Raw genomic sequence first — 13,557 nt, 5'->3', positions numbered from 1 at the left:
AACGCCTGTGGCGAACGTTAACATCGAATGCCCCTTTTTGTACGCTGGGTAATTTTTTAAAAATGTTAATGGTGTGAATTATTTCAAGTAACAAAGATGATTACATTTCGTATGAAATTAATGGAACATAATTTGGTGCAATTCACCATTTGAGGAGAGATGGCAAATTGGATTCTTACTTCGCATCATGGAAACGTCGCAGCTTACAAGTTATGCTCGCATCGGTGATGGCACTGGGCACACTGCTTTCGTTCAGTTCCACTAGCTACGGGCAGGGAGCTTCGACACAGGCACCGACACTAACACCAACACAGAGCAAGACCGCAGAAGCTGTACAGACAGAGGCCGTAAAGACAGAAACTGTACAAGCAGAAAATGTGCAGGCACGGCCGGAAGCTACGGCAACGACATCGAGAGAGTTTAGAACGCATTGGGACAATTGGATTCGCACCAACGCCTATTCACTGGATTCCATTGAGCCCGCAACATCCAAAGATGGCATCATTGCAGATGACAGCTTTAAAGATTTGGACATGCTGAAGCCACTGCTGCTCCATAAACGCATCGTTTACTTAGGGGAAAGCACGCATGGTGCGGCAGAATTTAACTCGGCCAAAACGCGGCTGATTCAATTTTTACATAAAGAGATGGGCTACAATGTCGTTGCTTTTGAATCCCATTTAGGCAGAGCAGCGGCACAATCCGGCAATATGAGCAAAAATACAGCGAAAGACCTGATGACAGGTGCCATTTATCCACAGTGGTGGTCAGAAGAGACGCTGCCATTGTTCGAATATGCAAAAGATACGCAGCAGTTGAAAAATAAGCTTACATTCGCAGGGTTTGATATTAATCCAGCAGGGGCGTTTACGACAGGCGAGTGGATGGGCGACGAGGCGCTTGTTAAGCGCTTCATTGAAGCTGAAAGCCAATATTGGACACTCATGAGCGAGGAAGAAACGACCAAGTATGATCAGGCTAAGCCTGAATTGTTGAAGCTGTACGATCAAATTAACAAGAAAATGGACGAACGCGCGCAGCAGCTTCAAGCACAGTATCCAGACAATCCACACATTGTGAAGCTGATGAAGCGAGCGGTTGAGGATCGGAAAAAGTTTATCGAGGAGTATATCCCACTTGCGATTGCGTCTAAAAAAGATCAGAAGGCTGGAGTATATGAATCGACTCTCAAAATGTTCGAGTGGCGTGACAAAGCAATGGCTGACAATTTGTACTGGCTGGCTACAGAAATATATCCGACAGAGCGCATTGTAGTGTGGGGACATAACACCCACATCAATAAGGCCAATTCCAACATGAAAGTACCTGCTTTCCCGGGGAAAATGATGGGCGAGCTGATGCAGGATACAGCTTTTAAAGACTACAGCTACTCCATTGGCTTATATATGGGTGGAGGTCAGCATGCTGATAATGTAGGCAAAAAGTTATCGGTACCAGCTCCTGCGCCAAACTCGATTGAATCCATTATGAAAGAAACAGGACGGCCATATTCGTTTGTCGATTTACGTTACCACCCGATTAATAAAGGGAACTCGTGGATGACGGAAGAGCGTACCGCTTACTATTTTGGTATGTACAGTGAAACATTCGTGCCGCGAGAGCAATTTGACGGTATCTTGTTTATTGACCAAGTTAAGGCACCTAAATTTCTTGAACAATAATGCTCGGCGCTCGACAATCTGAGGTCAATCATCAAGGGGAGAGATGACAAGTGAACGCACATTCATCGGTACGAAAAAGAAAAAGCTTGAACATGGTGCTTGCTTCGACCATGGCTTTAAGTATGTTGCTTTCATTCGGTGCGACAGCGTATGGACAAGCGGGAATTACAGTCACGAACACAGCTGAACAGGCTCAACAAACAGCTGCCACGAACGTTCCAAAGCAAGCGCGCACGTCCACAGAGACGAGGCAGCAATGGAATGAATGGACACGCAAAAATGCGCACGCACTTGATTCGATAAAGCCGGAAACGGTCACAGACGGTGGCAAAATGGATGCCAATCGCTTCAAAGATCTCGAAATGCTAAAGCCTCTTCTTAAGGACAAACGGATTGTGTACTTGGGAGAAAGCTCGCACGGTGCGGCTGAATTCAATTCGGCCAAGACGCGGCTCATTCAATTTTTGCATCAGGAAATGGGCTTTAACGTTGTTGCCTTTGAAACAAGTCTCGGGAAAGCTGCCTCTGCATACGGCAACGCAAAATCTGCACCGTCGGTGAAGACGATGAAAGATTCGATCTTTAGCATTTGGTGGTCGCAAGAGACGCTACCGCTGTTCGATTACATCAAGGAAACGCAGAAATCCAATACACCGCTGCAATTAGCGGGCTTTGATATGCAGCCGACAGGAACTATTTTTAATAGTGCATGGATCGGAAATGATAAGCTGGAAAAAAGCTTTAACGATGCGGAGCTGGAACTGGAAGAATGGAATTATAGCTCCGATCTTGAAGGCTATCGCAAAGCGAAGCCGCGGTTGACGGCGCTGTATAAGCAAATCAAACAAATGGTTCCTGAAAGAGCGGAAGCGCTGCGCAAGCAATATCCGGACAATCCACACATTGTGAAGCTGACAGAGCGTGCACTCGATAATCGTTTGCAGGTTGTGAACGGGTATTTGGAGCTTGGGGCTCAGACTAATGCGGTGTATGAAGGAAAATCATACGACTTTATGAGCATCGTTAAGTCAACGGAATATCGCGATCGTATGATGGCGGACAACTTAGTTTGGCTCGCTACCCATGTGTACCCGAACGAGAAAATCATAGTGTGGGCGCACAATGGCCATATTAGCAAAGCTTTTTCTAAGGAAAGAGCTGCACGCATGCCGATGCGTTATATGGGAGAGCTCATGCAGCAGACCAAGTTTAAGGATCTCGGTTATGTGATAGGGTTGTTTATGGGTGGCGGTAAAAATGCAGACACAGCAAAAGAGTTGATCGACGTGCTGCCGCCTATGCCACACTCCATTGAAGAAGTGATGAAAGGAGCAGGCCATCCCTACTCGTTTATCGATTTGAAATCACAGACGTTAGTTCCTGAAAATACGTGGATCAATCAGCCGATGTTTTCATATGTAGATGGAACGATGCCTGTAATTAGCGTACCGAAGGAGCAGTACGACGGTATTTTATATATTGATCATACGAATGCGCCAACCTACATTAAATAAGTGTTGGATCATTGCAGGCTTAAAGCTCTCGCGAGTTTACTCGTGGGAGCTTTTTTTGTTGACGTGAGCAGCATGATAAAAAGTCTAAAGTTTTGTTGTACAAGGTAAAAGTGAGTCCTTCTAGGCATAGGGTAGAAAAAACATGTTAAGGAGCGAGGAAATGGCCTTTATCACTCGGTTTAACACCACTGTCAACGGAGGAGTGACCTTTACTGGAAATACGCTTGGACTAAGTAAAGCCGCTAGCCTGAACGTTCCAGGCAATCAAAACGCGATTGGCACATTTATTACGACGAACACGGCCTTGCGTGACAATACGTATCCGCTAGGTACAACTGCGGATTGGAAACTAAATAGTTCGTCGGCCGTGCTGCGACTGCCGCAGCAAAGTACGGTGCTGTATGCCGAGCTTATTTGGGGAGGCAGCTATATCGTAAGTGGAGAAAACGTGCAAGCGTTTCTCAACAATGCGGTCACGCTGGCTTTTGGAGGCAACACGTTGGAAGTAACGCCTGATTCGGCAACGGCAGCGAATATTACGACCCGAGCATTTTACGTGCGGTCAGCAAATGTGACCAGCGTAGTACGAGCATTTGGTGCCGGCACGTATACGGCTGGACGTATCCCAGGCACTCAGGCCGACCTAGACAACAGCGCGAATCATGCGGGCTGGACGTTAGCAGTCGCGTATAGTAGCCCTACTCAGCCCTCGCGCAATATGACCATATTTGTAGGAAACGAGCTTGTGGATAACCCTAGCTCGACTACAGTCGCGAGCGTCTCCGGCTTTGCGACACCTGTAAGCGGCACATTAAAGGGAAGGCTGCTCGTCAGCGCACAAGAAGGAGATTCTCCGCTTGTGGGCGACCAGATGCTGTTTGGACCGACTGTGGCGACGCTATCCGCAATGTCGGGGCCTAACAACTTGGCGACAAACTTTTTCTGTTCGCAAATTAATGACGACAATGGCCAATTGGATACGACAGGTACATTTGGTACGTTAAACAGTCCGCTCGGTTCAATGGGAATTGGCGCACGGCAAGGCTGGGACATTACGAACATCGACGTGTCTGCCAAGCTCGTCAATAATCAGACGATTGCATATTTGCGGGGGACAACTAGTGGGGATGTATACGTCATCAACGGCCTAGCTTTGCAAGTGGACGTCAATTCCCCCAACCTGACGTTAACGAAATCGGCCAATGTGGGAACTGCATTTATTGGCGATACGATAACGTATACCGTTAATTTGGTGAACAGTGGCACGGCGTCTGCCACCGATACCTTTTTAACCGATGCATTGTCGTCGCCTCTACAGTTCGTTGCTAATAGCGTCACGATTAATGGCGCACCACTGTCTGGTGTATCTCCCATAACAGGCTTCACCTTAGGGACAATTGCGTCCAGTCAAACGATCGTGGTCACGTATCAAGCTCGGATGATTGCAAGACCAAGTCCGCCACAATTAACGAATCAAGCCCACGTTCGTTATAAGTTTGTCAGCTTGAGTGGTGGAACTGCTTTAGATGGTGAAACGGTGTCCAATATCAACATTGTCGCAGCGGGCAACTATCCGCCGACAGCGAGTAATGTAACGGCCACATTGAACGAGGATACGGTGTATAGTGGCACAATTTCGGCTTCTGACCCGGAAAATGCTACGCTCACGTTTACGCTACAAACATCACCAGAACACGGGTCAGCCATTGTGCAAACAAATGGCAGCTTTCAATACACCCCTGTTGCCAACTACAACGGGCCAGATACGTTCTCTGTTCTAGTCAATGACGGCGGCGGTGGCACGGCGCTAGCAACCGTGCGCCTGACGGTTGTTCCGGTCAACGACCCGCCGACTGCGAACAACATTAATGACTCGACTCCCGAAGATACTCCCGTGTCAGGAACAATCGTCGCCTCAGATGCCGATAACGATGCTTTAACGTACACGATTGTGACTACGCCTAGCAACGGCACGGCGACTTTGGGTACCAACGGCAGCTACACGTATGTGCCAAATGCCAATTTTAACGGAATTGATAGCTTTACAGTTAGAATCAGTGATGGCCAAGGGGGGCTCGCAGCCGTAACGGTGGCCATTAATGTGTTGCCCGTGAACGATCCGCCCACCGCGTCGAATGTGAATGTGACTACGGCCGAAGATACGGCTGTATCGGGACAAATTCCAGCAGCGGACATCGATTCCAGCACACTAACGTATGTGCTGACTACACCTCCGACGCAAGGCGCGGCGAGCGTTGGCGCGAGTGGAGCTTTTGTGTATACGCCGGCTGCTAACTTCAACGGCACGGATTCTTTCGCTGTAACCGTTAGCGACGGTCAAGGCGGCACCGCTATTAGCAACGTGTCCGTAACGGTAACACCTGTGAATGATCCGCCTGTGGCGAACCCCGTAACGGTGAGTACGCCTGAAGATACGCCTATTTCGGGGACGTTGACGGCAACCGATGTGGATAGTTCGTCGCTTACGTTTGCAATCGCTGTTGGCGCGGTTCATGGCACCGCTACGGTAACGGCTGACGGTACATACACGTATGTGCCGAATGCTAACTTCAACGGCACGGATGTTTTTACCGTCACGGTAAGCGATGGTCAAGGTGGTGCAACTCCGTTGACCGTCAATGTTCAAGTGACGCCGGTGAATGACCCACCTCTCACAAGTAACCTTACGATAAGCACACCTGAAGATACATCTGTAAGCGGGCAAGTTGTTGCCACAGATGTGGAAGGGGATGCCCTCTCGTATACGCTGGCTTCCCGTCCGGTAAGTGGGAATGTAAGCCTTGCCGTCAACGGTTCCTTTACGTATACGCCAAATGCAAACTTCAATGGGACGGATACGTTCTCAGTACTCGTTAACGATGGTCAGGGAGGTACGGCTCTTGCAGCGATTACGGTTAACGTGACGCCAGTTAACGACCCACCAATTGCTCTAGATATCGTTGAAGCAACGCTGGAAGATAGGCCGACTGTAGGGAGAATTGTTGCCGTCGATATCGATGGTGATGCTCTGACGTACACTTTAACGCTCGCACCCGCAAACGGTGTAGTTACGTTAGCGGCAGATGGGGCTTACACGTATACGCCGAACCCAGACTTTAATGGTGTGGACATTTTCGTTGTTGATGTGAACGATGGTCAGGGCGGCGTGACATCGGTTAGTGTGACGATTCAAGTCATACCAGTCAATGATCCGCCGATTGCCAACTCGGCTACGATTACGACGGCCGAGAATACGCCAATCGATGGCCGAGTGACGGCGACGGATGCGGATTTTGATGTGATTGCGTTCGAATTAGCGACGCCAGCTACGTTTGGTACCGTTGAATTGCTTATCAACGGTGTTTATACGTATACGCCTAACCGAAGTTTTAATGGGACAGATTCTTTTTCGGTGAAAGCCAATGATCGGAACGGAGGGGAATCCGTTGCCGTTATTACGGTAAATGTGACGCCAGTCAACGATCCGCCAACGGCAGCGAATATTAGTGATATCACTTCTGAAGATACGCCAAGCAAAGGGCAAATTGTTGGCTTTGACATCGATGGTGACGCATTGACTTACACACTGACGACAACTCCTGCGCACGGTACAGTGACGCTGAGTGTTAGTGGTGCTTACGAGTACGTTCCCAATGCCAACTTCTACGGTACAGATACATTTGTCGTCACGGTAAGCGATGGTCAAGGCGGTGCAACGCCTGTAACGGTTACGATTACGATCGTGCCTGTCAACGATCCCCCTGTTGCTCAACATGTTGCTATTACTACACCGGAAGATACAGCGGTGAGCGGGCGTGTAAGCGCGGCCGATGTCGACGGAGATACGCTGGTGTTTTCGTTAGCGACGTCGCCGCTTCATGGTACGGCAGTCGTTGCTGTTGATGGTGGTTACACGTATACGCCGCTTGCGAACTTTTATGGAGCAGACTCGTTTACGGTGCAAGTAAGCGATGGTCAAGGAGGCGTTGCTATCGCCGTCGTATCCATAAATGTGACGCCAGTCAACGATTCGCCGCAAGCCGATAATTTGGTCGTGACGACCCAAGAAGATAGTGCGGTCACTGGAAAAATAGTTGCCTCTGATATTGACGGAGACGCCTTAACGTACAGCTTGCTCACACCGTCGGTGAATGGGAGCACTACGTTGGCGGTAGATGGCAGTTTCACGTATACGCCAGCGGCTAACTTTAATGGAACAGACAGCTTTGTTGTCCAAGTGATTGATGGCAATGGGGGCATAGCAACTGCGACGGTAACGGTAAATGTGCTGCCCGTTAACGATCCGCCTGTCGTTAACCTTGCTAATGTAACTACACCGGAAGACACCCCATATGTGGGGCGGGTCGTAGTGGTAGATGTCGATTCTTCGCAATTTGAATATGTCATTGACACATTGCCAACGAATGGAGCCGTTGTAATTGATTCGACGGGGCAGTATACGTATACGCCGAATCGTGATTTTAATGGTCGAGATTCATTTATTATTCGTGTCACGGATGAGCAAGGTGGTGTCGGGAGGGGAGCAATTGAGGTGACGGTAACCCCTGTCAACGATCCGCCAATTGTCTCGGATCTAATCGTTACTACATTAGAGGAAAATCCGGTTACGGTGCACTTAAACGTCGCTGATGTGGACGATGTTACGTTTACGTATCGGATTGCTGCATTGCCTGTCAATGGTACAGCTATTGTGGACGGTCAGGGAAATGTGACTTACACACCTAACAATGGTTTTGTGGGGACAGATGCAATTAGGATCGAAATTACGGACGGTCAAGGCAGTGCAAGCACAGCTACTTTAACGATTAACGTGTTAACAACAGAAAATCCACAACTTGCGGATAACTTGAGCTTGACTACCTTAGAAGATAATGCGATTAGCGGCACGATTCCGACGAATCCTCCACCTTTATCCACAATTAGCTACACCACTGCGTCCCTTCCACAACATGGTGAGCTTGTCTTGGGGATAAACGGAAACTTTACGTATACGCCTGGTTTGAATTTTAATGGTGTGGATACTTTTGCTATTCGCATCGATACGACACCGACGATTCAACGAGATATCTCGATCGTGACTATTACCGTAACCCCAGTCAACGATCCGCCAATCGCGCGTAACATTTCGGATGAAACGTCAGAAGACTTACCGACATCAGGGCAAATTGTGGCGGTTGACGTTGAAGGCGACCCACTCACATTTTCCATTTTAACGCGAGCTGCCAATGGAACCGCAACCGTAAATGCTAGTGGTGCATACACGTATACGCCCAACGCCAATTTTAATGGTCTCGACTCTTTTGTTGTCGTCGTTAATGATGGAAATGGCGGCGTGACACCGGTTACCGTGACGATAAATGTACGGCCTGTCAATGACCCGCCAATCGCGACAGATTTGAACGTTTCTGTACAGGAAGATGCGGTGCTAAATGACACGTTCGCTGCTTTTGATCCAGAGGGATCAGCGCTAACTTATGCCTTAGACATTAATCCATCGCGTGGAACAGCAGTCGTCGGTTCAGATGGAACTTATCAGTACGCGCCTGAGCCTAACTTTAATGGGAACGATTCGTTTACCGTACGTGTAAGTGATGACAGTGGAGCTACAACAACGTTTAACGTGCATATAACGGTGCTTCCTATCAATGATTTGCCAACAGCTGCGCCTATTTTCGATACGACACCTGAGGACACATCAACCAGTGGGCGAATTGTTGCCACCGATCTAGATGGAGATACGCTAACTTACGCCGTCATGTCTAATCCGACAAATGGTACGGTTGTACTCGGGGCAGACGGTTCTTATACGTACACGCCGAACTTGAATTTTAATGGGGTAGATACGTTTGTTGTCCGTGTAGAAGATGGGATGGACGGATTAACACTTGTTACAGTGACCATTACCGTCACGCCTGTTAATGATCCCCCAGCCGTAGGGGAGCTTCTGTTAAGTACCCCGGAAGATACCGCTGTATCTGGGCAGGTAAGTGCAACTGATCCAGATAATGATGTGCTGTCTTATGTGCTAGGGACACCACCAGTACATGGAACGGCCTCAATTGGGGGGAACGGTTCTTTTGTATATACGCCGAACCCGAATTTTAATGGAACCGATTCGTTTACTGTTCAAGTAAGTGATGGCAACGGTGGTACATCCATTGCAGCTGTTACGGTCTCTGTTATTCCGGTTAATGATCCACCGCTTGCGACTAATATTAACGACTCGACAACGGAAGACACACCTGTAACCGGACAAATCGCCGCGATTGATTTAGAAGGGGATGAGCTAACTTACTTCCTCGTATCCACACCAGCGAATGGTACGGTTACATTAAGCGCTAGCGGCTCTTATACGTATGTGCCAAATCTGAATTTTAATGGGGCAGATAGCTTTGTCGTGGAAGTGAGGGATGCCCAAGGTGGCGTGACTCCTGTTACAGTGGCTATCGCGGTATTGTCGGCTAACGATGCGCCTGTCACGGCAAACGTATCGTTAACGACTCCCGAGGATACGTCCGTTAACGGGCAGCTCGCGGCAACCGATGTCGATGGTGACCCGCTGACCTTTGCTTTAGTAGCTGCACCGACTAACGGAACAGCTATCATTGCGGCCAACGGCAGTTTCACGTACACCCCGAACGTAAACTATAACGGAAACGACTCCTTTACCGTGAATGTAAGTGATGGACGCGGGGGCAGTGCAAGCGCAACGGTGTTTGTAACGGTAACGCCAGTTAATGACCCGCCTATTGTAGTAGGGGGAGATGTCAGCTTTACGACACCGGAGGATACCCCCTTCAGCGGGCACATTGATGCTGTAGATCCAGAAGGGGACGCGATATCGTATTCGGTATCCACGAACCCGCTTAACGGCACGGTTACGGTAGGTAATACAGGAACCTACACCTATGTTCCGACTACAAATTTCAGCGGCCCAGATCGCTTTGTGTTATCTGTAAGTGACAGTAACGGCGGGATAACGTTAGTTGTGGTTAACGTTGAAGTTGCACCTGTAAATGATGCTCCGACCGCACTTGATGTAGCGGTGACGACTCTGGAAGACACCGCGATTAGCGGACAGTTTACGGGCAGCGACGTGGATAGTGCTGGGTTGAGTTATGCATTGTTGAATGCTCCAGCCAATGGGACAGCTGATGTCCGAGCGGATGGGACTTATGCCTATTTCCCTAAACTAAATTTCAACGGTGTAGATACGTTTACCGTTCAGGTTAGGGATAGCGAGGGGGCGGCATCTCAATTTCAAGTAACGGTTACGGTGACCCCTATTAACGACGCTCCCGTTGCCGCCAATATTGCCGATAGTACGCCAGAAGATACGGCGGTATCGGGTACAATTGTCGCTACGGACCCTGACGGCGATTCGCTATCGTTCGTGTTAGCTCAAGCACCTGCGAACGGCACGGTCGTGATCGAAGCGAGCGGCGCCTATACGTACACGCCAAACACGAACTACAACGGTCCGGATCGCTTTGTCGTCAACGTGTCAGACGGCAGTGGCGGTGTGACTCCCGTTACGGTGAGCATAATCGTAACGCCGGTCAATGATCCGCCCACAGCTAGCGATATAAATGTGTCGACGAGTGAGGATACGGTGCTGAATGGCCAATTTAACGCAACAGATATCGATGGCGACCCGCTTACGTACAGCTTAGCTAGCTTTCCATTACATGGCGGAGCGTTGGTACAGCCAAACGGTGCTTACGTATACTTGCCAGCGACTCATTTTAATGGTTCGGATTCATTTGCCGTGCAAGTGGTGGATAGTCGGGGTGGTACGGCGCAATTTAATGTTTTGGTTACAGTAACGCCAGTCAATGATCCGCCTGTGGTTTCTTCGCAGTCTGTTGATATTCCAGAGAATAGACCATTTGAAGCATCTATTCTCGCGGTTGATCCAGACGGTGATCCGCTGACATATACGCTAGCAACTCCACCAAGCGCGGGGACACTCACATTAGCAGCAGATGGCACGTTCCGATATGAACCGAACCTGAATTATAACGGCCTTGATTTTTTTGAGATAAATGTATCCGATGGCAATGGCGGCACAAGTTTGGCGCGCATTAATCTGAACGTAGTTGATGTGAATGAGCCACCAGTCGCTGTGGACCAAGTCGTGACTACTCAGGAAGGAGTGCGTGTAAGCGGTGCTGTGACCGCAACGGATCCGAACAACGATTCTTTGACGTTTACGTTGAATACGCCTCCTGCGCAAGGAAGTGTGAACGTTGCGGTAGACGGTAGCTTTATTTATGAGCCGAACCCATTTTACAATGGGACGGATACGTTTACAGTACGCGTAGCGGATGGCCGTGGCAGCAGCATTGTAGCTACGGTAAAAGTTAACATTTCACCAATTAATCAACCCCCCGTCGCACAAGATCAGTCTGCGGCTACTAAGGTGAACCAACCTTATGTTGGTCAATTAGTGGCAGAAGACCCTGAAGGAGATGCGGTTACGTTTACTTTAGCTTCCTCACCAAGGTTAGGCACTGTTCTTATTGAGCGGTCTGGAACAATCACATACACGCCGAACCCTGGTGTGGTGGATAGAGATTCATTTACAATCACAGCGACAGATGCCTCTAACTTATCCACAACGTTCACATTTACAATTGATATTTTGCCAGAACAATCCTTCCCTGAACTGAATGATGTGCGAGTATCCACCTATACAAGTGAGCCTGTAACATCTAGCGTGTCTCATCCAGAAGCCGAAGTATATCAATTCTTAGTTGAAAATTCGCCGAAAAATGGCACGCTTCGTTTAAATCCGAATGGTACATTTGTATACGTTTCTGAACCGAGCTTTGTGGGTACGGATACGGCAAGAGTCAAAGCGGTAAACGTTGAATCACAAAAGTTCGTCCATATTATTGTTGATGTACTGCCTGTAGTCGTAAATCGGCCACCTGTTGCTTATAACAGCTTTTATGAAATGGTGGGAGGCACGACGCTTACAGGTTCGTTAAACGCATTTGATCCAGACGGAGACGAGTTAACGTATTTACTGCGTACAAATGAAGGGAACGGAGCGGTTGTCGTACAGCAGAACGGAGTGTTCACCTATGTGCCAAGTGCTCATTTTGTAGGAACCGATTCATTTATTTATGCGGTTGTCGATGGTCGGGGTGGAGAAGCACAAGGGATGGTTACGATACAAGTAACATCTCGGTCGACGCCTCCATTGAATCATCCACCGCAGGCTGATGCGGTTGCAGTGAGCACACGAAGAGGTTTGTCTAGCACGTTTAGCATCGTGGCTACAGATCCTGACGGAGATCCATTAACTTATCGTCTGGGAAGCTCGCCTAGCGGAGGGCGGGTATTACTTCGACCTGATGGAAGTGGGGAATATGTTCCTAACTATGGCTTCACCGGAACCGATACATTTTCCGTCATTGTCGATGATGGGAGAGGTGGAACGGTAGGAGTCAGCGTTACCGCCTATGTTGCACCCTATAACAGACCACCAGAGGCAGCTCACTTAAGTGTGGAGGGGGTAGAAGGGCAGCGTCTGCAAGGTCGGATTAGGGCTGTGGATCCAGATGGTGATCCTTTAACGTTTAAGGTGTTTGTACGTCCTAGAAGTGGTGTATTGGCGTTACAAGAGGACGGCAGCTTTGAGTTTGTACCTCAAGCAGGATTTCATGGAACCGACCGTTTTGTCGTCGAAATTAAGGATGAGTTCGGTGGCAGAACGCAAAGTGAAGTAACGGTGGTCTTGAAGCAGCGGGATGGAAGTGGTGGCGAAAGACCACCTAAGCCTCCTGTGTCCCCCCCTGGACCTCCAACACCTCCAAAGCGACCGGAAAAGCCTAACAACGGCAAAGGGACGGAAGAGCCAATTGTTATTATGCCAGTGAGGGGCACGACGACGCAAAACAAACCAGTTCGCGGAGTCGTGCAAGCGAGATCGACGCTCGGATTGCCGCTACGGTTCGAGTTATTGAAGCGGGCTCGTTATGGTGAAGCAGCGGTGACACTAGAGGGGGAATGGATATATACGCCAAGAAGTCAGTTCATTGGCACAGATACTTTTGTGATTCAGGTTAGTGATAGTGTCGGCAATAGGCTCCCTGTGCTGGTCACGATTGTGGTCGAGCAGGAAGATGAGGAGTAACTAAAAATAAAGCAAAAAGGGTTGGGCATCCGCTCAACCCTTTTTCAATTTATAGAAACATATTGAATGCTGGCATAATTGTCTATAAATTATAGTTCGATTGTAATAAATTTCATGGACAATAAGGATTTCCTTTATATAATGAACAAGTTATACCAATTCCAAGATTTATATACTAGATAACTTCGGGGGTAAA

General features: G+C 48.7%; 3 protein-coding genes. All 3 read left to right on the top strand.

Annotation, left to right across the window (positions count from 1 at the left end; genetic code table 11):
- The first annotated feature begins 167 nt into the window (after positions 1 to 167).
- Complete coding sequence (locus KIK04_RS07405) at positions 168 to 1,682, top strand: erythromycin esterase family protein (protein WP_232277635.1); 1,515 nt, start codon at positions 168 to 170, stop codon at positions 1,680 to 1,682.
- 50 nt (positions 1,683 to 1,732) lie between these two features.
- The gene (locus tag KIK04_RS07400; RefSeq protein WP_232277634.1) at positions 1,733 to 3,196 is read left to right on the top strand and encodes an erythromycin esterase family protein; all 1,464 of its coding nucleotides are present in this window, start codon (positions 1,733 to 1,735) and stop codon (positions 3,194 to 3,196) included.
- A 160-nt stretch (positions 3,197 to 3,356) separates the two neighbouring features.
- Positions 3,357 to 13,361, top strand: a complete 10,005-nt coding sequence (locus KIK04_RS07395) for an Ig-like domain-containing protein (RefSeq protein ID WP_232277633.1) — start codon at positions 3,357 to 3,359, stop codon at positions 13,359 to 13,361.
- Positions 13,362 to 13,557 lie beyond the last annotated feature (196 nt).

The sequence above is a fragment of the Paenibacillus sp. 481 genome (genome assembly GCF_021223605.1).
Lineage (GTDB): Bacteria > Bacillota > Bacilli > Paenibacillales > Paenibacillaceae > Paenibacillus_B.
This window is presented reverse-complemented; position numbering and strand designations above follow the sequence as displayed.

Coding starts and splice junctions, on each gene's coding strand:
- KIK04_RS07395 (WP_232277633.1), top strand. CDS start 3,357: ATGGCCTTTATCACTCGGTTTAACACCACTGTCAACGGAGGAGTGACC.